Genomic DNA, 25,100 nt, shown 5'->3' with positions numbered 1-25,100 from the left:
AACCTACGATAAACGCGCCGCCTCCGGGAAAAGGCTTTTATGCCGATTTTTGCGCGTCCAGATGTACCCCAATATAGCGCTGATAGCGGTTCGCCTTCAGGTAGGTCAAGTCCACCAGCACCAGACCATCCACGCAGTTGTTGAAATCCGGGTCGCTGCCGAAATCGATAAACTGTACGCCGCCCGGCTCGCAAACTTCCGAGTACTGCTTATACAGCGGCGGGATCGCGCAGCCGAGGTTGCCGAGCAGGGACTTCAGCCGCGCCAGATCGTCGTTGTAATCTTCTCCGCCAAACTGCGCCAGCACATCGGGCAGCGAGGCCGGATAAGGGCGGCGCGACTCCGCCAGCGGATGCGTCGCCGGGAACCACAGTCGATAGAACGCGACCAGCAGATCGCGCGCCGACGGCGGCAGCCCGCCGGAAATCGACACCGGGCCGAACAGATAGCGATAGTGCGGATAGCGCGCCAGATACGCGCCGATGCCGGACCACAGGTAGTCCAGTCCGCGGCGGCCCCAGTAGCGCGGCTGGATAAAGCTGCGCCCCAGCTCAATTCCGTGCTGCAGAATATCGTCCATGCGCGCGTCGTAATGGAACAGGCTGTAGCTATAGACGCCGTTCAGGCCGCGCTTTTCCAGCTGCATCGCGGTCGGCATAAAGCGGTAAGCGCCGACGATTTCCAGGTCTTCTTCATCCCACAGAATCAGATGCAGATAGTCGTCGTCGTAACCGTCAACGTCGCGACGTTTGCCGCTGCCTTCGCCCACCGCGCGGAAGGCGATTTCCCGCAGGCGGCCCAGTTCGCGCAGCACCGGCGCATCTTCCTGGCCGCGGCGCTGCCAGAGATAAATCACTTTGCCATCCGCCGTGCGCCCCAGCGTTTCCGCCCGTCCCAGTTCGCGCTTGAGCAGGGCGCGGTCTTCAGGTCGGGCAATAGCGCTTTCGCTTTTAAATACGCCGGGCTGCCCTTTTGCCAGCAGCTCCAGGTGGCGATAGCAGCGTTCGGTCAGCTCGCGAACAGAGCGCTGAGGATCGAACCAGCTTGACCAGGCAATCTGTTGGCCGAAATTAACCGGCAGGCTGCCGTTGCGGCGGCGAAACATTTGCTGCATCAGCAGCAGCAGCGGCAGGCTATCGGAAATCAGCGTGCTGGCGTAAAACAGCGCGCTGTTGCGCGCGCGGATCCACGCCGGCAGCAGCGGGGCGCGATATTTCGCCGCCAGCTTAATAAATCCGGAGTGCCATTTTTTATCGCGAATACCGCGCCGGGTGAGGCGTGAAACTTCACCCGCCGGGAAGAAAATCAGCACGCCGCCGTTTTGCAGCTGCTGGTCCATCTGCTGCAGCGCCGCTTTGGCGGTTCGGCCGTTGATATTATCGACCGGAATAAACAGCGAGCTCAGCGGTTCAAGGTGGGTCAGCATGCGGTTGGTGACTACTTTGACGTCGCGGCGCACGCGGGACACCGCGTAGAGCAGGGCCAGGCCGTCAAGCGTACCGGTGGGGTGGTTGGCGATAATGACCAGCGGGCCATGTTCGGGGATTTGTTCGAGATCGTGCGCCGGGATAGCGCAGCGGATATTAAGATGTTCGAGCACCTGTTCGACCGTATCCAGTCCTTTCAGGTGATGATGACGCGCGGCAAACTGCTGAAACTCTTCCTCATGCAGGAGCTTTTTCAGCACCTTTTTCTGCCAGAGCGCTGGCTTTGCCTGAGGCCACAGGTCATCGATGACATTGTCGAGACTAAACATAGCGGCACCTCCTCCGTCCTGCCCAGACAGTAGAAGGCGCAGATGTCGCTCAGATTACAGTTGAGTGAAGATTTGGGATATTTCCCCGGGTTGCGGCTGGCGCCTTACCCGGGCTACCGGAGCAGATTGTAGCCCCGGTAAGCGCAGCGCGACCGGGGGAAGCCTGGCAATGAACCCGGCAACCGGAGCAGATCGTAGCCCCGGTAAGCGTAGCGCGACCGGGGGTTTACTGGCGTTCGCCGCACAAAAAATCGTGAATTTCGCCACCCCAATTATCGGGATATAACCCGCGGCGTACATCCCGGTGAAAGGTTGAAAAAGGCCAATCACAAACCTGTCGTACCCAACCGTGTTTTACAGGATTAATGTAGGTGTAATCGATATGCCGGCGGTAGTCTTCTTCATCGCGGATTGCATGTTCCCAGAAACGCGGTTGCCAGACATTTTCTTGTTTTAATGCTTTGCTAAAGCAACCTTTTATGTCCCGCCATCTGGCGGAGAAATCGCTATCGTCTCCGGGTAATGTCCAGATGCAATGAAGATGTTCAGGAAGGATAACCCATGCATCAATGTAAAAGGGTTTTCGCCGTTTGATGGTGAGGATGGCGTGACGTAAAGTACCGATGTGCTCGGTCAGAAGTCTGCTTTTTCGGTTTCGCAAATTAACTGTAAAAAACCAGGTTCCACCCTTCAGGTAATAACGACGGTAGGCCACCATGCAGCGCTCCTTTGCAAAAGATAGCGTCTTAAGCGGCAGGATAGAGTCGGGGTAACAGTCTGGCAAGAATCCAAAGATAATGGTGGAAAGAGTCTCGCAACTTTCTGCAGCAGAGGAATTCCCCGGGTTGCGGCTGACGCCTTACCCGGGCTACCGGAGCAGGTTTGTAGCCCCGGTAAGGCGTCAGCCGCGACCGGGGAACGGTAATAGCCGAATTAACGCAGGATTTTCTTTTCGGCGAGATCTAGGGCGAAGTAGCTGAAGATCAGATCCGCGCCGGCGCGCTTGATTGCGCCGAGGCTTTCCAGCACCACTTTCTCTTCATCGATAGCGCCGGCCTGGGCGGCGAACTTAATCATCGCGTATTCACCGCTCACCTGGTACGCGCCGAGCGGCAGGTTGGTGCGCTCGCGCAGATCGCGCAGGATATCGAGATAGGGACCGGCCGGTTTGACCATCAGGCAGTCGGCGCCCTGGGCTTCGTCCAGCAGCGATTCGCGAATCGCTTCGCGGCGGTTCATCGGGCTCATCTGATAGGTTTTACGATCGCCTTTCAGCGCGGTACCCGCGGCTTCGCGGAACGGACCATAGAACGATGAAGCGAACTTGGTGGAGTAGGACATAATCGCCGTATCGGTAAATCCGGCGGCGTCCAGCGCCTGGCGAATGGCCTGCACCTGGCCGTCCATCGCGGCGGACGGGGCGATAAAATCCGCGCCTGCGGCAGCGGCGACCACCGCCTGCTTACCGAGGTTGGTAAGGGTTAAATCGTTATCGACACCGTGGTCGCACAGCACGCCGCAATGGCCGTGGGAGGTGTATTCGCAGAAACAGGTGTCGGACATCACGATCATCTCCGGCACCGCCTCTTTACAGATGCGGGACATGCGCGCCACCAGGCCGTTTTCGTTCCAGGTATCGCTGCCAACGGCATCGGTATGATGGGAAATCCCGAAGGTCATCACCGAACGGATACCGGCGTTGGCAATGCGCTCGATTTCGCGCGCCAGGTGTCTTTCCGGAATACGCATCACGCCGGGCATCGCTTCGATGGCTTTGTAATCGTCGATTTCTTCTTCAACAAAGATCGGCAACACCAGGTCGTTCAAACTCAGTGTTGTCTCTTCAAACATGGCACGTAGCGAAGCGGACTTGCGCAGTCGGCGCGGGCGAGTGATTAAATCTGTCATGGTTTGCCTGATTTTGTGAAATGAAAAAAGCGAGTTTACCTCAATTGGCGGCGGGATGTTTCGCCAAAACGATCCTTATCTATCGTCGGCAAAACATCCCAACAGGTTACTGGCTGGCGGTCTCAATCCCGGGGCGGTCGCCGCTTAATTCGCTGACCAGCTCGTTGACGCCATCGCTCATGTTGTTGAAACGCGTCAATGAAGAGCGGGTGACCACCACGAAGGCGCCGACGTTAGCCTGCGGGTTCATCGCCATGTAAGTGATAAAACCGCCGCCGCCGCCGGTCTTCTGAATAATGCCCGGCTGGCCGTTTTTCGGCTTCATGTAGACCCAGCCGAGACCCAGCGCATCGGCTTTGCCCGGCACGTCCATCCCGATCACCCTCGTCAGCTGGCTGCGTTGATAAATGAGCGTCTGCATCCGGTCCGCCTGCTGCCCGCGGGTGAAGAAATCGGAAGAGAGGAACTGCTGCATCCAGCGCATCATATCGCCAGGCGTGGAGTAAACGCCGCCGCTGCCGATGGCCGCCAGCGTATTGTTGCACGGGCTGGCCCCTTTCTCCGGGATCATCAGGCGCCGGCACTGATCGGGCGAAGGCGTAAAGGTGGTGTCTTTCATCCCCAGCGGACGGGTAATCTGCTCTTCAAACAGCTGCGGCCAGGGCTTGCCCGCGGCGGTAGAGAGCGCATCGGCCAGTAAATCGAACGCCAGATTGGAATAGGCGGCCTGGGAACCCGGCGCGGCTTTTAACGTTGCCGTGGAGAGCCAGTTCCAGCGCTGCTGGCGCGTTGGCCAGACGAACACCGGACGATGCGCCGCGCCCCCTGGCTGCTCGCGCGGCAGGGCGCTGGTATGGGTCGCCAGATTCACCAGCGTAATGGGCGCTCCCTGATATGTCGGCACGCGCGCGCCCGGCGGGGCGTATTTGCTCAGCGGATCGTTGAGCTTCACCACGCCCTGGTCGAGAAGTTTGACCAGCATTTCGCTGGTCATCAGCTTGCTCAGGGAGGCGATGCGAATCACCGAATCGAGCTGCGGGTGCTCATTATTGCCCGGGCGCGTCTCGCCGAAGCTGCGGAATACGCGCTGGTTACCATCGATAACCACCAGCGCCATGCCGATCGCGCCGCTGCCGTAGTAGATATGGTTAGCGTAACGGTCGACAACATCCGCAGCGAATTCCGGGTCGACGCTCGGCTGCGCGGCCTGGGCCGATGTCAACGACGCCGCGCACAGCGCAGCAAAAATGAGCAGACTACGTTTCAACGGGGGCATCCATCATGGTGAAGAAAAATATAGAGCGTATTTATACTACGAAGCGCCGCCGAGCAAAGCGCTAATAACGCCATTCTGTGCGGAAAAACGTAACCTGGCGTAAAAAATCCTTTTTTTGCTTTCGGATAGCGGCTTTCGCCTGCGGGCGCGTATGATATTCGTTTTGGCTAAACATGGGTGGCAAGAGACGATGGCGGCGAAACGGGTAGTGATGGTAGTGGATATGCAAAACGGCGTTTTCGCGACGCCGCGTATTGAACGCGAGCGCTGCGCGGCGCAAATTAACCGCCTGATAAACGCCGCGGATACCGTTATCTTCATTCAGCACTGCGAAGAGGGCGGTCTGGAAGAGGGGAGCGAAGGTTTTGCTTTGCTGCCTGAACTGCACCAGCCGGCAGGCGCGTTGTTCGTGACCAAGACCGCCTGCGACGCCTTCTACCGCACCCGCCTGGAAGAGGTGCTGCGCGAACATCACATCACGCAGTTTGTGATTTGCGGCTGCGCCACCGACTACTGCGTAGATACCACCATCAAAAACGGCGCCAGCCGGGGCTATGCGATTACCGTCGCTGAAGATGCCCATACCACAGCCAACCGCCCGGCGGCGCAGGCCGTCACGCTGATCGCCCACTACAACGAGGTGTGGCGTACGCTGACCGTTCCGGGCAATCCTTTACAGGTGAAATCGACAGAAACAATTCTGAACGGATGGTCGGCGAACTAAGCTGCTGATATCCGGTCTCATCATCCGCCCACTTTGCTTCGCTGCGACGGCTTTGCGGCGGGCGTCTTTGTGGTACACAGCACAGCAAAACGAAAAAGAAGTTAGCAGGAGAGCATGATGTTTAAATCCTTTTTCCCCAAACCGGGGCCGTTTTTTATTTCTGCCTTTATCTGGTCGCTGCTGGCGGTGATCTTTTGGCAGGCGGGCGGCGGCGACTGGCTGCTGCGGGTCACCGGCGCATCTCAGGATGTGGCGATTAGCGCGGCGCGCTTTTGGTCGCTCAACTACCTGGTGTTCTACGCGTTCTACGTATTCTGCGTGGGCGTTTTCGCCCTCTTTTGGTTTATTTACAGCCCCCACCGCTGGCAGTACTGGTCGATCCTCGGCACCTCGCTGATTATTTTCGTCACCTGGTTTCTGGTCGAGGTCGGGGTGGCGATAAACGCCTGGTACGCCCCGTTCTACGATCTTATTCAGGCCGCGCTGGCGACGCCGCATAAGGTCAGCATTAACCAGTTTTATCAGGAAATTGGCATCTTTCTCGGCATCGCGCTAATCGCGGTGGTCATCGGGGTGATGAACAACTTCTTCGTCAGCCACTACGTTTTCCGCTGGCGTACCGCCATGAACGAACACTATATGGCGCACTGGCAGCATCTGCGCCATATCGAAGGCGCCGCGCAGCGTGTGCAGGAAGATACCATGCGCTTTGCTTCCACCCTGGAGAGCATGGGCGTCAGCTTCCTTAACGCGGTGATGACCCTTATCGCCTTCCTGCCGGTGCTGGTGACGCTCTCCGCGCACGTCCCGGATTTACCGATTGTCGGCCACCTGCCTTACGGCCTGGTGATTGCCGCTATCATCTGGTCGTTAATGGGTACCGGCCTGCTGGCGGTGGTGGGGATCAAGCTGCCCGGCCTGGAGTTCAAAAACCAGCGCGTTGAGGCCGCCTATCGTAAAGAGCTGGTGTACGGCGAAGATGACGCCAACCGCGCGACGCCGCCGACGGTGCGTGAGCTGTTTGGCGCCGTGCGCCGCAACTATTTCCGCCTCTATTTCCACTACATGTATTTCAATATCGCCCGTATTCTTTATCTGCAGGTGGATAACGTTTTCGGTTTGTTCCTGCTGTTTCCGTCGATTGTTGCCGGTACGATTACGCTGGGCCTGATGACCCAGATCACCAACGTCTTTGGCCAGGTTCGCGGTTCGTTCCAGTATCTGATTAGCTCATGGACTACACTGGTTGAGCTGATGTCTATCTACAAACGTCTGCGCAGCTTCGAGCGCGAGCTGGATGGCAAAGAGCTGCAGACCGTGACGCAAACATTAAGTTGATCAACGCAAGGATGAACCATGCCGGTAGCGCAATCCAGAATCACTTCTCTCACCCTGACGCTACTGGCAGGGATTGTCCTCACCGCCTGCTCCAGCAAGCCGGAGCCGGAGCTGAAAAAGGGCGAAAAGGCGATTGATGTTGCCGCGGTGGTGCGGCAGAAAATGCCCGCCAGCGTGAAAGATCGCGAGGCCTGGGCGCAGGCCATCGCCAAAACCTTTGCCAGCCAGAAGCTGGCGCCGACGGAAGAGAACGTCTGTTCGGTGCTGGCGGTGGCGCAGCAGGAGTCCAACTATCAGGCCGACCCGGCGGTGCCGGGGCTGAATAAAATCGCCTGGCAGGAGATTGACCGCCGGGCGGAGAAAATGCATATCCCGGTTTTTCTGGTGCATACCGCGCTGAAAATCAAATCGCCCAACGGCAAAAGCTATAGCGAACGCCTCGATAGCGTGAAAACCGAAAAGCAGCTGAGCGCGATTTTCGATGATTTTATCGGCATGGTGCCGATGGGGCAGAAGCTGTTCGGCTCGCTGAACCCGGTGCATACCGGCGGCCCGATGCAGGTCAGCATCGCCTTCGCCGAGCAGCATACCGACGGCTACCCGTGGAAAATCGACGGTACCGTGCGCCAGGAGGTGTTCAGCCTGCGCGGCGGTCTGTGGTTCGGCACCTATCATCTGTTGAACTATCCGGCGAACTACAGCGTGCCGCTGTACCGTTTTGCCGATTTCAACGCCGGATGGTACGCCAGCCGTAACGCCGCCTTCCAGAACGCCGTCTCTAAAGCGACGGGCGTGAAGCTGGCGCTGGATGGCGATTTGATTCGCTACGATAGCGACGAGGCCGGAACCACCGAACTGGCGGTGCGCCGGTTATCCTCACAGCTGGCAATGAGCGATGATGATATCCATCGTCAGTTAAAGAAGGGCGATACCCTGGCGTTTGAAGAGAGCGATCTCTATAAGCAGGTGTTTCGCATTGCCGATAAGAAAGCCGGCAAAACGCTCCCGCGGGAGGTGCTGCCGGGCATTCAGCTTGAGAGCCCGAAAATCACCCGTAACCTGACGACCGCCTGGTTTGCCAAACGCGTTGACGACCGGCGGGCCAGCTGTATGGCGCGCCGTTAGCGGCGGCTGCGCCAGCGGAATATCAGCCCAGGAATACCAATGAGCACGCAGCCCGCCAGGAAGGGAATCAGGCCGAACAGGGTACCGACCACCAGGCTAATCTCGACCCGCGGGCGGCTGCTGTCCTGCATTTGAATCAGATGCTCAAAAACGCCGGGCGCGTGGATCAGCATACTCAGCATTTGCGCACCGGCCCAGAAGCAAAACAGCACAAACAGAGCGTAAGCGATGTTGCTGCCGGTGAGAGAGCCCCTCTTTTTGCCGCCGTTGACGGTCTTTGCAAAGGTGAACTCTGCCATCTTGACCTCCGTACTTCACTTTCTTGCCGTTTTTTCCACGGCGACGTAGAGGGTAATTCTGGCAACGAAGGGGGGATTTCAGTATCAGATTGCTGGTAATTTCCGCCCAGGAATATTCCTGATTTCATCGGGTTGTGAGTTTGCTACAAATTTGTGAAATTTAGACCGATATCGCAATGTGCGACAATTCTCAACGCCGCTACAGACCCGCGGTGGCGGCTATGCGAAGATGCTTTTTTTGTTGTCGGAGTGGTTATGAAACTCACGGAAAAAATCCGCCGCGATTGGCACTACTACGCGGTAGCGCTGGGGTTAATTTTTATTATGAATGGCGTGGTCGGGCTGCTCGGGTATGAAACCGAAGGCTGGCGTTCTTACGCGGTTGGGCTGGTGACGTGGGTCATTAGCTTCTGGATTGCCGGGTTTATTATTCGCCGCCGCCCGGCAGAGGAAGCGTGAACCGGAGGTGGTGAACCCGTAGCCTGGCTAAGCGCAGCGCGAGCCGGGAAGATGCCGGGCTGATACATCAACCCCGGCGCACTCCCCGGGTCGCGGCGTAAACGCTTACCCGGGCTACCGCCGGCAGACGGCGGTGAACTCGTTACCGGGATTAATTCATCGATGTTTTCAGCGCCCGATCGGCGGCGTGACGCTCAAGCGCCAGCTCAATCAAGCGGCTAATCAGGCTGGTATAGTCCAGACCGCTGGCCTGCCAGAGCTTCGGATACATGCTGATGTTGGTGAAGCCCGGCAGCGTATTGATTTCGTTAATCACCACGTCGTTATCGGCGGTCAGGAACACATCGACGCGCGCCATCCCGCTGCAGCCGAGGGTCTGATAGGCGCGAACGGCGATATCGCGAATTTTATCGTTTACATCGCTGTCGATGGCCGCCGGAACCACCACCTTCGCGCCCTGATCGTCAATGTACTTGGTGTCATAGGCGTAGAATTCGCTGTTGAGGACGATTTCACCGCAGGTGCTGGCCTCGGGATTATCGTTGCCCAATACCGCGCACTCGATCTCACGCCCTTTAATCCCTTGTTCAACCACCACTTTATGGTCAAATTCGAAGGCCAGGGCCACGGCCTGCTGATACTGCTCTTCGCTGTTGACCTTGCTGACACCCACCGAGGAGCCCTGGTTCGCCGGTTTGACGAACAGCGGCAGGCCCAGCTTCGCCTGCACTTCGGCAAAGCTCACCTGATGACGGTTGGCGCGGGTCAGGGTAATAAAAGGCGCAATCGACAGCCCGGCATCGCGCAGCAGACGCTTGGTCACGTCTTTGTCCATGCAGGCGGCGGAGCCGAGGACGTCGGAGCCGACGAAGGGCAGGTTAGCCATCCGCAGCATACCCTGCAGAGAACCATCTTCCCCAAGGGTGCCGTGAACAATCGGGAAAATGACGTCGATGGCCGCCAGCGGCTGGCCGCTATCGGCGTTAATCAGCTGCTGCGCTTCGCGTCCGGGAATTTGCGCCAGGGTAATATCGGATGGGCGCAGGGCAATATGGGCGGGGTCCTGCGGATTGAGCAGATAGTTGCTGGCGTCGTTGATATGCCACTGCCCCTGCTTATCAATCCCCAGCAAAACGACGTCGAAGCGCGTTTTGTCGATGGCTTCCACGATATTTTTCGCTGACTGTAGCGATACTTCATGTTCTGCCGACTTACCGCCGAAAACGATCCCAACCCTCATCTTAGCCATTTCAACTTCCATCATGATTACATCAAAGGGCATAACATAGCATGTGAAACGGCCGCCTGGCTGCCATAATATTCACCGGGTAAAGCATTGGGAGGCAGCGCGTGAAAGGAAAAGGGCTTATCGTTCTGTTGGCGCTGCTGGCGGCCGGATATTACGGCTATCGTTATCTTCCCGCGCACTATAACCCGCTGGCGCCGCTGCGTCTGGAGGATCCGCCGGGGTTCATCACCCACTATAAGCTGCGGCGATTGACGCCCGGACAGTGCGCCAACCTGCTGAAGGAAGCGAATCAGCGAAATCTCATCACCAGCCGGGCGGTGGCCGATAGCGGGGGAGAGTGCCCCCTGCAAAACGTGGTTCGGGTACGCGATTTTGGCGCGGTAAAGCTTAGCAGCAGCTTCCTCGCCAGCTGCCCGCTGGCGTTAAGCAGCGCGCTGTATCTGCAACAGCAGGCGAAACCGCTGACTCGGCGGATGCTGGGGCAAGAGCTCCGCCAGGTCGACCATTTTGGCAGCTATGCCTGCCGTAATATTTACCATCGTCAGAACGCGCGGCGCAGCGAGCACGCTACCGCGGAGGCGCTGGATATCAGCGGCTTTCGTTTGGCCGATGGCCGACGCATCAGCGTGCTGAAAGGGTGGCCCGATGCGCAGTATCACCCCTGGCTACAGGCGTTACTGGCCGGCGGTTGCAGCTATTACGGCAACGCTTTAGGGCCGGACTATAACGCGGCCCATGCGAACCATTTTCACCTCGGTATGCGCGGCCAGGGGTTCTGTTTCTGAGCATAACTCGCTGTATACCACGCTTTTCACCATGAAATTATTCGCAATAGGGCAATCTGGTGTCATAAAACACTAAACTCGCCGTCAGCGCATCTCTGGTAGTACGTCGGACAGGGGAAATTGCTAAGCTAGTTAATAATTGCCAAAAAATTAATGAATACGCGTAGTTATGGAATCCTGGAAGGTTAATCTTATCTCCGTCTGGTTTGGCTGTTTTTTTACCGGCCTGGCCATCAGCCAAATTCTTCCCTTTTTGCCGCTGTACGTTTCCCAACTGGGCGTGACCTCGCATGAAGCGTTATCCATGTGGTCGGGCCTGACGTTTAGCGTCACTTTTCTGGTGTCGGCGATTGTCTCGCCGATGTGGGGGAGCCTCGCCGACCGCAAAGGGCGCAAGCTGATGCTGCTGCGCGCCTCGCTGGGGATGGCCATCGCCATTTTACTTCAGGCGTTCGCCACCAACGTCTGGCAGCTGTTTATCCTGCGCGCGGTGATGGGACTGACTTCCGGCTATATTCCCAACGCCATGGCGCTGGTGGCGTCTCAGGTTCCGCGCGAGCGTAGCGGCTGGGCGCTGAGCACGCTGTCGACGGCGCAGATCAGCGGCGTGATTGGCGGGCCGCTGCTCGGCGGTTTTCTGGCTGACCACGTCGGTTTGCGCGCCGTATTTATCATCACCGCGATTTTGCTGACCGTAAGCTTCCTGGTGACGCTGTTTCTGATTAAAGAGGGCGCCCGGCCGCAGGTCACGAGGGCGGAGCGGCTGAGCGGCAAGGCGGTATTTGCCTCGCTGCCCTATCCGGGACTGGTGATCAGCCTGTTTTTCACCACTCTGGTGATCCAACTGTGCAACGGCTCAATCGGCCCGATTCTGGCGCTGTTTATCAAGTCGATGGCGCCGGATAGCAATAACATCGCCTTTCTCGCCGGCATGATCGCCGCCGTGCCGGGCGTGTCGGCGCTGATTTCGGCTCCCCGTCTGGGGAAACTGGGCGACAGGATCGGCACCTCGCGGATCCTGCTGGCGACGCTGTGCTGCGCGGTGGTGATGTTCTTTGCCATGTCGTTCGTTACCACCCCATTCCAGCTTGGCGTCCTGCGTTTCCTGCTCGGTTTTGCCGATGGGGCGATGCTGCCGGCGGTGCAAACGCTTCTGCTCAAATACTGCAGCGACAGCGTCACCGGGCGTATTTTCGGCTATAACCAGTCGTTTATGTATCTTGGCAACGTGGCCGGGCCGCTGATCGGCGCGTCGGTCTCGGCCATGGCCGGCTTCCGCTGGGTGTTTATCGCGACGGCGGTTATTGTCCTGATCAATATCTGGCAGCTGGCCATCATGCTGCGCCGCAGCCGCCGTCCTGCGGCTTAATTCCGCTCTTTCTCCTCGGCCGCGATGGATGCGACAGCGTCAGTAGCGGCCTCGGTGTTCCCGAAGCTTTAAATGTATCACCGATCACAAAACGATCATTTTCCCCTCTCATCCTCTTCTATTCCTGACTGTTACGCGTATACAGTTACGCGTAACAGTTATTGAAAAAGAGGTTTTATGCGAAATTTATTTGATTTGTCAGGGAAGCGCGCGCTGATCACCGGATCCGCTCAGGGGATTGGCCATCTGCTGGCCGGCGGTCTGGCGGAGTACGGCGCGGAGATCATCATCAACGACCGCACCCAGGCGCGCGCGGACCAGGCGGCGCAGGCGCTGGTGGCGCAGGGTTTTCATGCGGTAGGGGTCGCCTTTGATGTCACCCGGGCGGCGCAGGTCGAGCAGGCGATAGCCCGCATCGAAGAGGAGATCGGCGCCATTGATATTTTAATTAATAACGCCGGGATCCAGCGGCGTTTCCCTTTTACCGAATTTCCGGAGGAGGAGTGGGATAACGTTATTGAGGTCAATCAGAAGGGCGTTTTTCTGGTTTCACAGCAGGTGGCGAAATATATGATGGGCCGCCGCGCGGGGAAAATAATTAATATTTGCTCAATGCAGAGCGAGCTGGGGCGTAAAACCATTACGCCTTATGCGGCCTCGAAAGGGGCGGTTAAAATGCTGACTCGCGGCATGTGCGTTGAGCTGGCCGAATATAATATTCAGGTTAACGGTATCGCGCCGGGATATTTTGCCACCGACATGACGGCCGCCCTGGTCAACGATGAGGCGTTTTCCGCCTGGCTGTACCAGCGTACCCCGGCGGCGCGCTGGGGAAAACCGGAAGAACTGATTGGCGCCGCGGTATATCTGGCCTCGTCGGCGGCAAACTTTGTTAACGGTCATTTGCTGTTTGTGGACGGCGGAATGCTTGCCGCTGTCTGAATCACTTCGCGTCCTTCGGGCAGCAGCGTGCCCGCACTACCTGAAGGACAGAGTATTAAACCCGTGTGATGATATTGATATCTGAGGAGTGCTTATGCACATGCTCGCGAAATTACCCGCGCGTCGCTGGTGGTATTTAATGCCGATTATATTTATTACCTATAGTCTGGCCTATCTTGACCGTGCGAATTATGGTTTTGCCGCTGCGGCGGGAATTGAAAGCGATTTGGGTATTACCAAAGGAACGGCATCGCTTATTGGCGCGCTATTTTTTCTCGGCTATTTCTTTTTCCAGGTACCCGGCGCGATATATGCGGTAAAACGCAGCGTGCGAAAAATGATTTTCTTTAGCCTGATTTTATGGGGATTCTGCGCGGCGGCGACCGGGTTCGTCAGCAATATTCCGATGCTGATGGCGATTCGCTTTACCCTTGGCGTGGTTGAGGCGGCGGTGATGCCGGCGATGCTGATTTATATCAGCAACTGGTTTACGAAAACCGAGCGTTCGCGCGCCAACACGTTCCTGATCCTCGGAAACCCGGTAACGGTGCTGTGGATGTCCATCGTTTCCGGCTACCTGATTCAGGCGTGGGGCTGGCGCGAAATGTTTATCATCGAAGGCATTCCGGCGGTACTGTGGGCGGTATGCTGGTGGATACTGGTGCGCGATAAACCGTCCGAGGTTTCCTGGCTGAACGAGCAGGAAAAAGAGACCCTGCAGAAGGTGATGGACAGCGAGCAGAGTCATATCAAGCCGGTGCGCAACTACGGTGAAGCGCTGCGCTCGCGCAATGTGATCATGCTCTGCGCCGTGCACGCGCTGTGGAGCATCGGCGTGTACGGCTTCATGATGTGGATGCCGTCGATTCTGAAGAACGCCGCGCAGATGGATATCGTGGCGGTGGGCTGGCTGGCGGCGGTGCCGTACCTGGCGGCAATTATCCTGATGCTGACGGTCTCCTGGCTGTCGGATAAGTTCCAGAATCGTAAACTGTTTATTTGGCCGTTATTGCTGATTGCCGCTATCGCTTTCTTTGGCTCCTGGCTGGTGGGCAACCAGGCGTTCTGGCTCTCCTATGCGCTACTGGTCATTGCCGCGGCCTGCATGTATGCGCCGTATGGGCCGTTCTTCGCGCTTATTCCTGAACTGCTGCCGCGCAACGTTTCCGGCGTATCGATGGGCTTAATCAACAGCTTTGGCGCGCTCGGCGCTTTCCTCGGCGCGTGGCTGGTGGGGTACCTCAACGGGATTACCGGCGGGCCGGGGGTTTCCTATACCTTTATGGCTGTCGCGCTGCTGTCCTCCGTCGTGCTGATGTACAACGTGCGCGCTAACCCGCAACCCGTCTCCCCGGTGACGGCAAAAAAGGTTGCCGGCTAACATAAACCGCCGCTGCTGTGGTAAGGTTCTCTGCGAGCATAAAAGTCGCTTGTCGTAGAGAACCTGATGAAAAACAACCGGATGACATTGCAGGATATCGCCAACCTGGCGGGGCTGAATAAAATGACGGTCAGCCGTTATTTACGTGACCCCGGCCAGGTTTCTGAGCGCAGCCGTGAGCTGATTTCAAAGGTCATGGAAGAGAATAACTATATCCCTAACCGCGCCCCGGAAATCCTGCTTAACGCCCGGAGTAAAACGATTGGCGTGCTTATTCCCTCCTTCCGCAACCAGATTTTTGCCGATGTGCTGGCCGGCATTGAGTCGGTGACCTCCGCGCACCAGTATCAGACCCTGATTGCCAACTACGAATATGACCCGCAGCGCGAAGAGCGCGAAGTGCTCAATCTGCTCTCTTATAATATCGATGGGCTGATTTTGACCGGGAAGCAGCACAGCGATCGCATGGTGCAGTACGTGCGCGCCAGCGGTATCCCCGTCGCTGAACTGATGGACTACGGCGGCCAGCAGCTGGATATCCAGGTGGGGTTCGATAACGAAAAGGCGGCGTGGGATATGACCCATGCTTTTCTTGAGAGCGGCAAACGGGCGATCGCCTTTTTTGGTTCAATGGACGATCCCCGCGATTTAAGCCGCTTCCGCGGCACCGAGCTGGCGCTGGCGGAGCACGGCCTGAAGGCGTATCACATGGCGCCGCGGACCATCTCCTCGGTTGCGCTTGGCCGGCAGATGTTCCTGCAGATGCAGCAGACGCGCCCGGATATTGACGCCATTTTTTGTACCAACGACGATCTGGCGGTGGGGGTGCTGCTCGAGTGCCAGGCGCAGGGGAAAGCCGTTCCGCAGGAGATCGCCATCGCCGGTTTTCACGGGCTGGAAATTGGCCGTGCGCGGCTGCAAAAAATAGCCAGCGTCATTACCCCACGTTATGAAATCGGTAAAACGGCGAGCGAAATACTTATTGCGCGCCTGGCCGGTAAAGACGCGCCGGACAGCGTGAATCTGGCCTACCAGATATATTATGGCGATACGTTATAGTTATCGATAGAATAGCGATATTCCATTTTATTCTTATTTGTTAAAGTTGGTTATGATGCTTATTAATCCGCATTGAGTAAATTCCTGGCGGGTGGCATGCAAAGAGCAAAACGTTTCGCTTGTTATTCACCGGCGTGGCGAACTTTTTTAAAAAATAATAGTGGCAACCGACGGCTAATGTATGACATAAATAGCAGACTACGGACCTCGCATAAGGATAAAGTGCTGTGAAGAATCTCATTGCTGAGCTACTGGTAAAACTCGCCCAAAAGGAAGAAGAATCGAAGGAGCTGACGGCCCAGGTTGAGGCGCTGGAAGTGGTGGTGACCGCTCTGCTACGTCATATGGAGCAGGACGCCCAGCAGGCGCTCATCACCGATATTGAGCAGGCCATCGATGAGGCCAGCCCCGGCCCGCTGGTGGATGACCGCGATACCCAGCTACTGCAGCAATATATAAAGAAGCTGTTACGGCATCCTCGTAGTTAGTTTTGTGACAGGGTATGGATGCTGTCATTTTACTGTCACATCGCTTTTATACAGTCTCCCTCGTTTTGTTTTTTAAAGTATTTTTTACATGGAGACGATAAAAGTGAAATTAAGCGCCCTGTTTATTGCCCTGCTGCCTTTGCTGGGCTCCCCGATTATTCACGCAGAAACAACAACCGCACCGGTTCTGGAAAATCGTGCCGCGCAGGGCGATATCACCACGCCGGGCGGCGCGCGTCGTTTAAGCGGTGACCAGACCGAGGCGCTGCGCGCTTCGTTAATCAATAAACCGGCTAAAAATATTATTTTGCTGATTGGCGACGGAATGGGCGATTCTGAAATCACCGCCGCGCGAAATTATGCAGAAGGGGCGGGCGGCTTCTTTAAAGGCATTGACGCGCTGCCGCTGACCGGCCAGTACACCCATTATTCTCTGGATAAGAAAACCGGCAAGCCGGATTATGTCACCGACTCCGCCGCTTCCGCAACGGCCTGGACCACCGGCGTGAAAAGCTATAACGGCGCGCTGGGAGTGGATATCCATGAAAAAGATCATCAGACCATCCTTGAGCTGGCGAAAGCGGCGGGCTTAGCCACCGGTAACGTCTCCACGGCGGAACTGCAGGACGCCACTCCCGCTGCGCTGGTGGCGCATGTGACGTCGCGTAAATGCTACGGCCCGAGCGTGACCAGCGAAAAATGCGCCAGCAACGCGCTGGAAAAGGGCGGTAAAGGTTCGATTACCGAACAACTGCTGAACGCCCGTCCCGACGTAACACTGGGCGGCGGCGCGAAAACCTTCGCGGAAAGCGCGACGGCCGGTGAATGGCAGGGCAAAACGCTGCACGATCAGGCGGTAGCCCGCGGCTACCAGATCGTCACCGACGCCAGCTCGCTGGCCGCCATTAGCCAGGCCAATCAGGACAAACCGCTGCTCGGTCTCTTCGCGGAAGGCAATATGCCGGTGCGTTGGGAAGGCCCAAAGGCGTCTTATCACGGCAATATCGATAAGGCGGCGGTGACCTGTACGCCGAACCCGAAACGCGATGCATCGGTGCCGACGCTGGCGCAGATGACCGAAAAAGCCATCGATCTGCTGAGCAGCAATGAGAAGGGGTTCTTTCTGCAGGTGGAAGGCGCTTCTATCGATAAACAGGATCACGCGGCGAATCCGTGCGGTCAGATTGGCGAGACCGTCGATCTGGACGAAGCGGTACAGAAGGCGCTGGAATTTGCCAAAAAAGAGGGCAATACCTTGGTTATCGTCACCGCCGACCACGCTCACGCCAGCCAGATTATCCCGGCAGATACCAAAGCGCCGGGCCTGACGCAGGCGCTGAACACCAAAGATGGTTCGGTGATGGTGATGAGCTACGGCAACTCTGAAGAAGAGTCGATGGAACATACCGGCACCCAGCTGCGTATTGCCGCCTACGGCCCGCACGCCGCCAACGTGGTGGGTTTAACCGACCAGACGGACCTGTTCTACACCATGAAAGCCGCACTTAATCTGAAATAACCGGGCGCCGGTGATGAATTTTCGTTACCGGCTGGTTTTTTCTCCATCAGCGACCAGACTTACAGAGATCCACTCATAGAGGATGGTGCGATGAAAATAACATTACTTGTGACCCTACTTTTTGGCCTGGTATTTATGACAGCGGTGAGTGCCGCGGAAAAAGAGTTGACCCCTCAGCAGCAAAAGATGAGCGTCTGCAATAAAGAAGCGTCATCGAAGTCGCTGAAAGGGGATGAGCGTAAAACGTTTATGAGTAGCTGCCTGAAGAAAGATGGCGCCGCGCAGGACGGTAAGGGGCTAACGCCTCAGCAGCAGAAAATGCGCGAGTGTAACGCTCAGGCGACCCAGCAGTCCCTGAAAGGGGACGATCGCAGCAAATTTATGAGCGCCTGCCTGAAAAAACAGGTGTAAGAAATGGGCGGGTGAGGGAAACCTCACCCGCTATTCGCTATTGCAATCAGGAACGGCTCAGCTTCTCTGATTTCTCCATGCATTTCACCATCGCTTCGATGACGGCGGAACGGAAGCCTTTCTCTTCCAGCACGCGCACGGCTTCGATGGTGGTGCCGCCGGGCGAACACACCATATCCTTCAGCGTTCCCGGATGCTCGCCGCTTTCGAGTACCATTTTGGCCGAGCCCATCACCGCCTGCGCCGCGAATTTATAAGCCTGCGCGCGGGGCATTCCGCCAAGCACAGCGGCGTCGGCCATCGCTTCGATAAACATAAAGACGTAAGCCGGCGCGGAGCCGCTGACGCCGACCACCGGATGAATCATCGGCTCAGCAATGATTTCCGCCTGACCAAAGCAGCGGAATATGGTCAGGATCTCCGCGGTTTCTTCGGCGCTGACCAGCGCATTCGGCGTGACCGACGTCATCCCCGCGTTGACCAGCGAAGGCGTGTTGGGCATCGCGCGGACTATTTTGCGGTCATGGCCTAAGGCGCGCGCCAGCTGGTCGAGCGTCACGCCCGCGGCGATAGAAACCACCAGAGAGTCTTTATTCAGGCTGGAGGCGACGTCGCTGAGCACTTTTACCATCACGCCCGGCTTTACGGCGCCAAAAACGATATCCGCCACCTGAGCCACTTCCTGCGCGCTTTGCGCCGCATTAATGCCGTATTGGTCGTGCAGGGCCGCCACTTTATCCGGCGACGGGGTATAGACCCAGATTTGACCCGGCTGCACCTGCCCGCTGGCGATCAGGCCGCCCAGGATGGCCTTGCCCATGTTGCCGCAGCCGATAAAGCCGATTTTCTTCTCCATCACCAATCCCCTTTGTTTGTTTTATCGTTAGCGATATAGCTTAACATCTTGTTGCTTTCGCGGAAGGCAAAAGCAGGCGACAATACGGCATCTCTTTTTCATCGACAGGAGCCGCAATGGCTATTTGGGTTGATGCGGACGCGTGTCCGAACGTCATTAAAGATATTTTGTTCCGCGCCGCCGAGCGCGCGCAAATCTCGTTGACGCTGGTTGCTAACCAGCCTCTGCGCGTCCCGCCGTCGCGCTTTATCCGCACGCTGCGCGTGGCGCAGGGGTTTGACGTGGCGGATAACGAAATCGTACGTTTATGCGAGCCGGGAGATCTGGTGATTACCGCCGATATCCCGCTGGCGGCGGAAGTGCTGGAGAAAGGCGGGGCGGCGCTGAATCCACGCGGTGAACGCTACAGCGAGGCGACCATTCGCGAACGCCTGACGATGCGCGACTTTATGGAAACGATGCGGGCCAGCGGCGTGCAGACCGGCGGCCCGGATAGCTTATCCCAGCGCGATCGGCAGCAGTTTGCCGCCGCGCTGGAGAAATGGCTGTTAGACGTTAAGCGCCAGCAGGGTTAAACCCAGCTGTCATCGTCGCTGCCGAAATCATCATTGCCGAAACCGGCGTCAAAGTCGGCGTCATAATCGTTGTTGTCGGCGAGGAACTGCCCGTCATCCTGGCGGAAGGTATCGTCAGCGACGCTATTGTCCTGCGCCTGGCTGAGATCCGGCTGCGGTTTCTCTTCGATGATATTGACGATCTCCTGCGGATGCGAGCCGCTAAACATATTGGTCAACATGTTTCCCAGCACCACGCCGCCCGCGACGCCTGCCGCCGTTTGCAGCGCGCCGGCCATAAAACCGCCGCCGCTGCGCGACGCCTGAGGGGCGTAGTTCTGCTGCTGCGCCTGCGGAGCATACTGAGGCTGGGCGCCGGCCTGCGGTCGGCCATACTGCTCGGCGCCAGGAATCGGGTCGGAACCGCGCGACTGACCGCCGCCAAACAGGCCTGAGAGAAACCCGCCGCTGCTCGGCTTCGCGGCCTGAAGCTGGGTCACCTGGCTCTCCAGCGCCTGAATGCGGTCGTTGAGCTGTTTGATCGCCGCTTCCTGAATCAGAATCGTTTGCGCCATATAGTAAGGGGCGAACGGCTGCTCTTTAATGTGCCCGGCAATCCGCTCCTCAGCGCTGGCATCCCGTGATGCGCTGTGGCTCTCGGCCTCTTTTAATCGGGAAAACAGTCCATCGATAAGGCGTTGCTCTTCAGATTGCATACTACATACCTCTGTCATACTGATTGATTAGCTTCAGATTCGCTCCGAAGCACGCATCTTGTAAATATGCGGCAGCGTAAAGCTGTGCAGAAATGTGTTACTGTTTACGCCAGACTGCGAACAAAAAATAACTTCTGTACAAAAGTAAAGCTGGCATAACACCAAATGCAATGATAAGTTTACATTAAATGTCCTTTCTAATACTAAGGTGAAAGAGTTTGTAGATGGTGTGTAACGTTTATTTTACGATTTGCGTTGGGTAAGTTTGCGGTACCATTGTTTCTCTTTTCGCTTTCATTTATCCGCAAAATGCGGAACCAAGGGGTCTTCGGTAATGACACAGCTAATATTTCTTGTCGGGCCTCGCGGCTGCGGTAAAACGACCATCGGACATGCGCTGGCGAAAGCTCGCAGCTTTAAGTTCGCCGACACGGACCATGAGCTGCAGGAGCATGAGCAGCGCACGGTAGCGGCTATCGTCCAGCAGGAAGGCTGGGAACGCTTTCGTGCGCTGGAAACGCAGGCTTTAGAACGCGTCGCTCAACCCGCGACTATCATCGCCACCGGCGGCGGCATTATCCTCAGCGAATACAACCGACAGTTTATGCGGGAAAATGGCATCGTTATCTATCTCGAGGCCTCGGTTTCCGCGCTGATTGACCGCCTTGAAGCCTATCCGAAGGCGGAACAGCGCCCGACGCTGACCGGAAAGCCCATCCGCGATGAAGTGGGTGAGGTGCTGGCGCAGAGGGAAGCGCTGTATCGCGCGGCCGCGCATCATATTATTAATGCGACCGCCACGCCGGATGAGGTTGTAGAACAGATTATGACCACCGTCTGCGGCGAGACCTATACCAGTTAAGACTTTGCCTGGGGTAAACGGATCGGCAGCGCCTATACTTTAAAGCTCTTAAGGTAAAAAAAGGAAACGCTATGCCGACCAGACCTCCATATCCAAGGGAAGCGCGTGTTGTCGCCGTTGAAAAGGGCCCGCAGGGCCAAACGGTCACCTGGTATGAACTGCGCGCCGATCACCCGACGCCAAACTCACTCATCAGCGAACATCCAACAGAACAGGAAGCGCTGGACGCCAAACGGCGTTACGAAGATCCTGATAAGTCTTAATTCCTCTTAAATGTCCGGGATTCGTTCTGAAAAGATCGCTACCGGACATGTATCACATTTTTAATCTATTAACGGTACTAATGATTACCTAAGGTACGGATTTTCAGGAGCGTTTTTGACTCTTCTGGAATCTTTACATTCCATATCAGCCGTAACCTGCTACGCTTCTCGACGGTTGCTTTGGGTCACCAGGGGGCAGAAGTTGTAAATAAAAGCCTGTTTTGAAACAGCGGTTGTGAAAAGGTAAACGATATGAGTAGTGCATCGATGGCAATCTTGACCATTGGGGTCGTACCCGTGGCGGAGATGCTGCCGCTTTTAACTGAACATATCAGGGAAGACGAGATCGCCCACATTAGCCTGCTCGGCAAAATGACGCGCGAAGACGTTATGCGGGACTACAGCATAGAGCCCGGCGATGAGATGCTATTGACCTTGCTTAACGATAATCAAATTGCGCAGGTCTCACGGCAGAAGGTTGAGCGTGATTTACGTAGCGTCATTGCGATGCTCGATAAACAAAATTACGACCTTATTTTACTCATGAGCACTCATCCCTTTAGCGGATTTACGGCGAATAATGCGATCCTGCTTGAGCCGCAAAGAATTATTCCGCCGCTGGTCGCGTCGATTGTCGACGGCCATCAGGTGGGGGTGATTGTTCCGGTTGAAGAGATTTTGCCGCTGCAGCGGAATAAATGGCAGGTATTAGAAAATACTCCGTTTTACGCCATTTCCAATCCGGTGAGCGGCGGTAAAGAGGAGTTAATCGCCGCGGGCAGGGAGTTGATTGAACAGGGCGCAGACGTATTAATGCTGGATTGCCTTTGCTACCACCAGCAGCATCGCGACATATTACAAAAGGCGCTGGATATTCCGGTTCTGTTGTCAAATGTGCTGGTTTCACGGCTGGCGGCAGAACTATTAGTTTAACCTGATGTAACGCGTTAATTTTACGTGACAGGGGCAAGGAGCGCCCCCTATATTGTGCCTTCAACACAAGATCATAAGGACGAGTTTATGCTTCAAAGCAATGAATACTTTGACGGAAAAGTAAAATCTATCGGCTTCACCAGCAGCAGCACCGGTCGTGCGAGCGTGGGCGTGATGGCGGAAGGGGAATATACCTTTGGTACCGCGCAGCCGGAAGAGATGACCGTAGTCAGCGGCGCGCTGAACGTACTTTTGCCGGGAGAGACCGAGTGGAAAGTCTATGCCGCCGGGGAAGTATTCAACGTTCCGGGAAATAGCGAGTTTAATCTGCAGGTGGCTGAGCCGACCTCTTATCTGTGCCGCTACCTGTAATGTTCGTTTCCTTCCTGCGCTGGCAGGAAGGAATTCACGAGATTAGCGCTGCGCTTCGCCGCCTAACCCTTCCACCAGATTCTGAATCAGCGCGGCCAGCTCGCCGGTCATCAGAATAAAGTCCGCGTCAAAACGCTGGGCGAAATCTTCCCGATCGATATCTTCATTCTGATCGCGCAGTTCGTCGCAGAACTTCAGGCGTTTAATCGAACCATCATCGCACATTAAGAACTGAATACGCTGCTGCCAGTCGAGCGCCAGCTTGGTGACGACCTTACCGGCTTCAATGTGCACGGCGATCTCGTCGCTCACCAGATCCTGTTTTTTCGCGCGGATCACGCCGCCGTCTTCCAGCATCGCTTTCAGCTCGGCTTCATCCAGCAGCTGGAAGCCCTGAGCCACGGTACCGGAACGCACCCACTCGGTCAGCGTCAGTTCGATCGGGGTTTCCAGCGCCAGCGGAACAACCGGCAGCGAGCCCAGGGTTTTACGCAGCAGCGCCAGCGTATCTTCCGCTTTTTTGGCGCTGGCGCAGTCCACCATGATCAGTCCGTTGACGGTATCGATCCACATCATGGTCTGGCTGAAGCGGCTGAAGGCGCGCGGCAGCAGGGAATGCAGCACTTCATCCTTCAGAGAATCTTTTTCGGTTTTTTTCAGCTTACGGCCCTGCTCGGCTTCCAGCTTGAAGATCTTTGCTTCCAGCGCCTGTTTGATCACCGGAGACGGCAGGATCTTCTCTTCTTTACGCGCGCAGATAACGATCTGGCCATTTGCCGTATGCGTCAGCGCATCGCTGTGCGATCCCATCGGCGGTACCCAACCGGTTTTGGCCATATCCTGGCTGCCGCAAGGGGTAAAGGTCAGCTCGGCCAGCTGTTTTTCCATCTCTTCGGCGCGCAGGGAAATGTCGCGGCTGAGACGATAAACCATTAAATTTTTGAACCACAGCATGATAATTTCCACGGCTTAGTCGTTAAATCCAGCGGGCATGATAGCGAATTGTCGCTATGCTTGCATTGTTAATCGGGAGAGGAATTCACAGTGCGCATTGGCATTGATTTAGGCGGAACCAAAACGGAAGTCATCGCGCTGAGCGACCAGGGAGCGCAGCTATTTCGTCATCGCCTGCCTACGCCAGGGGGCGATTATCGCCAGACGATAGAGACGATAGCCTCGCTGGTCGAGATGGCCGAGCAGGCTACCGGGCAGAGCGGCACGGTCGGCATCGGCATCCCCGGGTCGATTTCGCCCTATACCGGCGTGGTCAAAAACGCTAACTCAACCTGGCTCAACGGTCAGCCGTTTGATAAAGACCTTAGCCAGCGTCTGCAACGGGAAGTGCGTCTGGCCAACGATGCCAACTGCCTCGCGGTGTCGGAAGCGGTAGACGGCGCGGCGGCCGGGGCGCAAACGGTATTTGCGGTGATTATCGGCACCGGCTGCGGTTCAGGCGTGGCGCTTAACGGACGCGCCCATATTGGCGGCAACGGTACGGCGGGCGAGTGGGGGCACAACCCGCTGCCGTGGATGGATGAAGATGAACTTCGCTATCGCGCTGAAGTACCGTGCTACTGCGGCAAGCAGGGCTGTATTGAAACCTTTATCTCCGGTACCGGCTTTGCGACCGATTACCGGCGGTTAAGCGGTCATTCGCTAAAAGGCAGCGAGATTATGCAGCGCGTGGGCGAGCGGGATCCGGTGGCGGAGCTGGCGCTGAGCCGCTATGAGATGCGGCTGGCGAAGTCGTTGGCTCACGTGGTTAACATCCTCGATCCGGACGTTATTGTACTTGGCGGCGGAATGAGCAACGTTGACCGTCTCTACCAGACGGTGCCGAATCTGCTAAAACCATGGGTATTCGGCGGTGAATGCGAGACGCCGATTCGCCGGGCGGCGCACGGGGACTCCAGCGGCGTGCGCGGCGCGGCCTGGCTGTGGCCGCTGTAATCATCAACCGCTGCGCGGCCTGAACGGCGCAGCGGGTACCCCGCGGATTACCGGTCCGGGATCTCCTCCAGGCTGTAGTAAATCGGCAGCCCCCTTTTTTTACCCTCCTCAATATCCAGATCCGCTCCCCGGGATTCGCCCGGCATGCGCAATATAGCGTCGCAGCGGCTAATGACACGGTGAGCGACCGGGTAGAGATATTCCTCGCTAATCGCATCGCCAATTTCCGTTGAACCCGCAGCTTTGGCGATGGGCAGAGCCAGCCATTCGCCGACCACGGGGATATGCCCTTTCTGATAAACGCGTAGCGCAACCTGGGCCATATTGTTCAGGTTAGCGTCGATAAGTTCCGCGCGATTGTGGGTGCCGCTGCGTACCGGGCCGGCAATCAAAATAAGTAAGCTTTTCATGGTTAAGACCTTCTTAATGGGCCAGAGGGGATGGGACGATGCTGCCGGAGGCAGCAGCACGCCCTCAGAAAAAGTCATGAATGCACGTTTTTGCAC

General features: G+C 56.7%; 28 protein-coding genes. 18 read left to right on the top strand and 10 right to left on the bottom strand.

The genetic code is table 11. The annotated features are described in order from the left end of the window. Window positions 1–37 precede the first annotated feature (37 nt). The 4 genes from ABLU67_RS17970 to ampH all read right to left on the bottom strand — a co-directional run bounded on the left by ABLU67_RS17970 (window position 38) and on the right by ampH (window position 4,931). Complete coding sequence (locus ABLU67_RS17970) at window positions 38–1,756, bottom strand: lysophospholipid acyltransferase family protein (RefSeq protein WP_014228127.1); 1,719 nt, start codon at window positions 1,754–1,756, stop codon at window positions 38–40. A 226-nt stretch (window positions 1,757–1,982) separates the two neighbouring features. Continuing rightward, window positions 1,983–2,474 carry a transposase gene (locus ABLU67_RS17965; protein WP_032748194.1) on the bottom strand — a complete coding sequence of 164 codons (492 nt, stop codon included), beginning with the start codon at window positions 2,472–2,474 and terminating at the stop codon, window positions 1,983–1,985. A gap of 215 nt (window positions 2,475–2,689) precedes the next feature. After that, a complete protein-coding gene (gene hemB, locus ABLU67_RS17960) occupies window positions 2,690–3,664 on the bottom strand; it encodes a porphobilinogen synthase (protein WP_004848143.1) in 975 nt (324 codons plus the stop codon). A gap of 106 nt (window positions 3,665–3,770) precedes the next feature. Then, complete coding sequence (gene ampH, locus ABLU67_RS17955) at window positions 3,771–4,931, bottom strand: D-alanyl-D-alanine-carboxypeptidase/endopeptidase AmpH (RefSeq protein WP_014837555.1); 1,161 nt, start codon at window positions 4,929–4,931, stop codon at window positions 3,771–3,773. 220 nt (window positions 4,932–5,151) lie between these two features. On the opposite strand from ampH, the gene ABLU67_RS17950 reads away from it, so the two are divergent. The 3 genes from ABLU67_RS17950 to ABLU67_RS17940 all read left to right on the top strand — a co-directional run bounded on the left by ABLU67_RS17950 (window position 5,152) and on the right by ABLU67_RS17940 (window position 8,127). Then, window positions 5,152–5,664, top strand: a complete 513-nt coding sequence (locus ABLU67_RS17950) for an isochorismatase family protein (RefSeq protein ID WP_160741885.1) — start codon at window positions 5,152–5,154, stop codon at window positions 5,662–5,664. A gap of 117 nt (window positions 5,665–5,781) precedes the next feature. Further along, window positions 5,782–7,002, top strand: coding sequence for a peptide antibiotic transporter SbmA (gene sbmA / locus ABLU67_RS17945; RefSeq protein WP_025107199.1), 1,221 nt, complete (start codon window positions 5,782–5,784; stop codon window positions 7,000–7,002). A gap of 18 nt (window positions 7,003–7,020) precedes the next feature. Then, complete coding sequence (locus ABLU67_RS17940) at window positions 7,021–8,127, top strand: DUF1615 domain-containing protein (RefSeq protein WP_224225734.1); 1,107 nt, start codon at window positions 7,021–7,023, stop codon at window positions 8,125–8,127. Here the strand turns inward: ABLU67_RS17940 and ABLU67_RS17935 are convergent. Further along, a complete protein-coding gene (locus tag ABLU67_RS17935) occupies window positions 8,124–8,426 on the bottom strand; it encodes a DUF2755 family protein (RefSeq protein ID WP_009653569.1) in 303 nt (100 codons plus the stop codon). The two genes, ABLU67_RS17940 and ABLU67_RS17935, sit on opposite strands and share 4 nt — an antisense overlap. 255 nt (window positions 8,427–8,681) lie before the next feature. Here ABLU67_RS17935 and ABLU67_RS17930 point away from each other — a divergent pair, with 255 nt between their 5' ends. Then, window positions 8,682–8,885, top strand: a complete 204-nt coding sequence (locus ABLU67_RS17930; protein ID WP_004132489.1) for a DUF2754 family protein — start codon at window positions 8,682–8,684, stop codon at window positions 8,883–8,885. Window positions 8,886–9,036: 151 nt separating this feature from the next. Here ABLU67_RS17930 and ddlA read toward each other — a convergent pair whose 3' ends face one another. Continuing rightward, a complete protein-coding gene (ddlA, locus tag ABLU67_RS17925) occupies window positions 9,037–10,134 on the bottom strand; it encodes a D-alanine--D-alanine ligase (protein WP_032694176.1) in 1,098 nt (365 codons plus the stop codon). 101 nt (window positions 10,135–10,235) lie between these two features. Here ddlA and ABLU67_RS17920 point away from each other — a divergent pair, with 101 nt between their 5' ends. The 8 genes from ABLU67_RS17920 (at window position 10,236) to psiF (ending at window position 18,088) form a co-directional block, all read left to right on the top strand. Continuing rightward, window positions 10,236–10,919 carry an extensin family protein gene (locus ABLU67_RS17920; RefSeq protein WP_014228135.1) on the top strand — a complete coding sequence of 228 codons (684 nt, stop codon included), beginning with the start codon at window positions 10,236–10,238 and terminating at the stop codon, window positions 10,917–10,919. A gap of 169 nt (window positions 10,920–11,088) precedes the next feature. Next, window positions 11,089–12,288 (top strand): multidrug efflux MFS transporter, encoded by a 1,200-nt coding sequence (locus tag ABLU67_RS17915; RefSeq protein WP_014228136.1) that lies wholly within the window; start codon window positions 11,089–11,091, stop codon window positions 12,286–12,288. 177 nt (window positions 12,289–12,465) lie between these two features. Further along, window positions 12,466–13,230 carry a gluconate 5-dehydrogenase gene (idnO, locus tag ABLU67_RS17910; protein WP_014228137.1) on the top strand — a complete coding sequence of 255 codons (765 nt, stop codon included), beginning with the start codon at window positions 12,466–12,468 and terminating at the stop codon, window positions 13,228–13,230. A 94-nt stretch (window positions 13,231–13,324) separates the two neighbouring features. After that, window positions 13,325–14,611 (top strand): MFS transporter, encoded by a 1,287-nt coding sequence (locus tag ABLU67_RS17905; protein WP_004848153.1) that lies wholly within the window; start codon window positions 13,325–13,327, stop codon window positions 14,609–14,611. Window positions 14,612–14,677: 66 nt separating this feature from the next. Continuing rightward, window positions 14,678–15,670 carry a substrate-binding domain-containing protein gene (locus ABLU67_RS17900; protein ID WP_014837560.1) on the top strand — a complete coding sequence of 331 codons (993 nt, stop codon included), beginning with the start codon at window positions 14,678–14,680 and terminating at the stop codon, window positions 15,668–15,670. Window positions 15,671–15,897: 227 nt separating this feature from the next. Further along, window positions 15,898–16,158, top strand: coding sequence for an anti-adapter protein IraP (gene iraP, locus ABLU67_RS17895; protein ID WP_004848155.1), 261 nt, complete (start codon window positions 15,898–15,900; stop codon window positions 16,156–16,158). A gap of 88 nt (window positions 16,159–16,246) precedes the next feature. Then, on the top strand, window positions 16,247–17,677 hold the full coding sequence (gene phoA / locus ABLU67_RS17890; protein WP_025107196.1) for an alkaline phosphatase: 1,431 nt from the start codon (window positions 16,247–16,249) through the stop codon (window positions 17,675–17,677). A gap of 90 nt (window positions 17,678–17,767) precedes the next feature. Continuing rightward, the gene (gene psiF, locus ABLU67_RS17885) at window positions 17,768–18,088 is read left to right on the top strand and encodes a phosphate starvation-inducible protein PsiF (RefSeq protein ID WP_004132478.1); all 321 of its coding nucleotides are present in this window, start codon (window positions 17,768–17,770) and stop codon (window positions 18,086–18,088) included. A 46-nt stretch (window positions 18,089–18,134) separates the two neighbouring features. On the opposite strand, the gene proC is transcribed toward psiF, so the two are convergent. Beyond that, window positions 18,135–18,944: a pyrroline-5-carboxylate reductase gene (gene proC, locus ABLU67_RS17880; RefSeq protein ID WP_004848157.1), complete on the bottom strand. Its 810-nt coding sequence runs from the start codon at window positions 18,942–18,944 to the stop codon at window positions 18,135–18,137. Between the two features lie 116 nt (window positions 18,945–19,060). Between proC and ABLU67_RS17875 the strand changes: the two genes are divergently transcribed. Next, the gene (locus tag ABLU67_RS17875) at window positions 19,061–19,519 is read left to right on the top strand and encodes a YaiI/YqxD family protein (protein ID WP_009653579.1); all 459 of its coding nucleotides are present in this window, start codon (window positions 19,061–19,063) and stop codon (window positions 19,517–19,519) included. Here ABLU67_RS17875 and ABLU67_RS17870 read toward each other — a convergent pair. Further along, on the bottom strand, window positions 19,516–20,214 hold the full coding sequence (locus ABLU67_RS17870) for a DUF2076 domain-containing protein (protein WP_014228142.1): 699 nt from the start codon (window positions 20,212–20,214) through the stop codon (window positions 19,516–19,518). The two genes, ABLU67_RS17875 and ABLU67_RS17870, sit on opposite strands and share 4 nt — an antisense overlap. A gap of 334 nt (window positions 20,215–20,548) precedes the next feature. Between ABLU67_RS17870 and aroL the strand changes: the two genes are divergently transcribed. The 4 genes from aroL (at window position 20,549) to ppnP (ending at window position 22,644) form a co-directional block, all read left to right on the top strand. Then, window positions 20,549–21,076: a shikimate kinase AroL gene (gene aroL / locus ABLU67_RS17865; RefSeq protein WP_004848163.1), complete on the top strand. Its 528-nt coding sequence runs from the start codon at window positions 20,549–20,551 to the stop codon at window positions 21,074–21,076. Window positions 21,077–21,147: 71 nt separating this feature from the next. Next, a complete protein-coding gene (locus ABLU67_RS17860) occupies window positions 21,148–21,339 on the top strand; it encodes a YaiA family protein (RefSeq protein WP_004129622.1) in 192 nt (63 codons plus the stop codon). Window positions 21,340–21,591: 252 nt separating this feature from the next. Continuing rightward, on the top strand, window positions 21,592–22,272 hold the full coding sequence (locus ABLU67_RS17855) for an AroM family protein (protein ID WP_165795123.1): 681 nt from the start codon (window positions 21,592–21,594) through the stop codon (window positions 22,270–22,272). 87 nt (window positions 22,273–22,359) lie between these two features. Next, a complete protein-coding gene (gene ppnP / locus ABLU67_RS17850) occupies window positions 22,360–22,644 on the top strand; it encodes a pyrimidine/purine nucleoside phosphorylase (RefSeq protein ID WP_004099395.1) in 285 nt (94 codons plus the stop codon). Between the two features lie 42 nt (window positions 22,645–22,686). On the opposite strand, the gene rdgC is transcribed toward ppnP, so the two are convergent. Next, window positions 22,687–23,598, bottom strand: a complete 912-nt coding sequence (rdgC, locus tag ABLU67_RS17845; RefSeq protein ID WP_004099396.1) for a recombination-associated protein RdgC — start codon at window positions 23,596–23,598, stop codon at window positions 22,687–22,689. A 90-nt stretch (window positions 23,599–23,688) separates the two neighbouring features. Between rdgC and mak the strand changes: the two genes are divergently transcribed. Further along, window positions 23,689–24,594 carry a fructokinase gene (mak, locus tag ABLU67_RS17840; protein WP_014228144.1) on the top strand — a complete coding sequence of 302 codons (906 nt, stop codon included), beginning with the start codon at window positions 23,689–23,691 and terminating at the stop codon, window positions 24,592–24,594. Between the two features lie 47 nt (window positions 24,595–24,641). On the opposite strand, the gene ABLU67_RS17835 is transcribed toward mak, so the two are convergent. Next, a complete protein-coding gene (locus tag ABLU67_RS17835; protein ID WP_025107193.1) occupies window positions 24,642–25,004 on the bottom strand; it encodes an NUDIX hydrolase in 363 nt (120 codons plus the stop codon). Between the last annotated feature and the right edge of the window lie 96 nt (window positions 25,005–25,100).

The organism is Klebsiella sp. GN_Kp190 (assembly GCF_040061795.1).
Classification (GTDB): domain Bacteria; phylum Pseudomonadota; class Gammaproteobacteria; order Enterobacterales; family Enterobacteriaceae; genus Klebsiella; species Klebsiella michiganensis.
Note: the sequence above shows the minus strand (reverse complement) of the source record. Positions and strands in the feature narration are given on the sequence as shown.

Excerpts from the sequence above, each read along its gene's own strand:
- ABLU67_RS17970 (WP_014228127.1), bottom strand. The coding sequence starts at position 1,756 with ATGTTTAGTCTCGACAATGTCATCGATGACCTGTGGCCTCAGGCAAAG.
- ABLU67_RS17965 (WP_032748194.1), bottom strand. The coding sequence starts at position 2,474 with ATGGTGGCCTACCGTCGTTATTACCTGAAGGGTGGAACCTGGTTTTTT.
- hemB (WP_004848143.1), bottom strand. The coding sequence starts at position 3,664 with ATGACAGATTTAATCACTCGCCCGCGCCGACTGCGCAAGTCCGCTTCG.
- ABLU67_RS17950 (WP_160741885.1), top strand. The coding sequence starts at position 5,152 with ATGGTAGTGGATATGCAAAACGGCGTTTTCGCGACGCCGCGTATTGAA.
- sbmA (WP_025107199.1), top strand. The coding sequence starts at position 5,782 with ATGTTTAAATCCTTTTTCCCCAAACCGGGGCCGTTTTTTATTTCTGCC.
- ABLU67_RS17940 (WP_224225734.1), top strand. The coding sequence starts at position 7,021 with ATGCCGGTAGCGCAATCCAGAATCACTTCTCTCACCCTGACGCTACTG.
- ABLU67_RS17935 (WP_009653569.1), bottom strand. The coding sequence starts at position 8,426 with ATGGCAGAGTTCACCTTTGCAAAGACCGTCAACGGCGGCAAAAAGAGG.
- ABLU67_RS17930 (WP_004132489.1), top strand. The coding sequence starts at position 8,682 with ATGAAACTCACGGAAAAAATCCGCCGCGATTGGCACTACTACGCGGTA.
- ddlA (WP_032694176.1), bottom strand. The coding sequence starts at position 10,134 with ATGGCTAAGATGAGGGTTGGGATCGTTTTCGGCGGTAAGTCGGCAGAA.
- ABLU67_RS17915 (WP_014228136.1), top strand. The coding sequence starts at position 11,089 with ATGGAATCCTGGAAGGTTAATCTTATCTCCGTCTGGTTTGGCTGTTTT.
- idnO (WP_014228137.1), top strand. The coding sequence starts at position 12,466 with ATGCGAAATTTATTTGATTTGTCAGGGAAGCGCGCGCTGATCACCGGA.
- ABLU67_RS17905 (WP_004848153.1), top strand. The coding sequence starts at position 13,325 with ATGCACATGCTCGCGAAATTACCCGCGCGTCGCTGGTGGTATTTAATG.
- ABLU67_RS17900 (WP_014837560.1), top strand. The coding sequence starts at position 14,678 with ATGAAAAACAACCGGATGACATTGCAGGATATCGCCAACCTGGCGGGG.
- phoA (WP_025107196.1), top strand. The coding sequence starts at position 16,247 with ATGGAGACGATAAAAGTGAAATTAAGCGCCCTGTTTATTGCCCTGCTG.
- psiF (WP_004132478.1), top strand. The coding sequence starts at position 17,768 with ATGAAAATAACATTACTTGTGACCCTACTTTTTGGCCTGGTATTTATG.
- proC (WP_004848157.1), bottom strand. The coding sequence starts at position 18,944 with ATGGAGAAGAAAATCGGCTTTATCGGCTGCGGCAACATGGGCAAGGCC.
- ABLU67_RS17875 (WP_009653579.1), top strand. The coding sequence starts at position 19,061 with ATGGCTATTTGGGTTGATGCGGACGCGTGTCCGAACGTCATTAAAGAT.
- ABLU67_RS17870 (WP_014228142.1), bottom strand. The coding sequence starts at position 20,214 with ATGCAATCTGAAGAGCAACGCCTTATCGATGGACTGTTTTCCCGATTA.
- aroL (WP_004848163.1), top strand. The coding sequence starts at position 20,549 with ATGACACAGCTAATATTTCTTGTCGGGCCTCGCGGCTGCGGTAAAACG.
- ABLU67_RS17860 (WP_004129622.1), top strand. The coding sequence starts at position 21,148 with ATGCCGACCAGACCTCCATATCCAAGGGAAGCGCGTGTTGTCGCCGTT.
- ABLU67_RS17855 (WP_165795123.1), top strand. The coding sequence starts at position 21,592 with ATGAGTAGTGCATCGATGGCAATCTTGACCATTGGGGTCGTACCCGTG.
- ppnP (WP_004099395.1), top strand. The coding sequence starts at position 22,360 with ATGCTTCAAAGCAATGAATACTTTGACGGAAAAGTAAAATCTATCGGC.
- rdgC (WP_004099396.1), bottom strand. The coding sequence starts at position 23,598 with ATGCTGTGGTTCAAAAATTTAATGGTTTATCGTCTCAGCCGCGACATT.
- ABLU67_RS17835 (WP_025107193.1), bottom strand. The coding sequence starts at position 25,004 with ATGAAAAGCTTACTTATTTTGATTGCCGGCCCGGTACGCAGCGGCACC.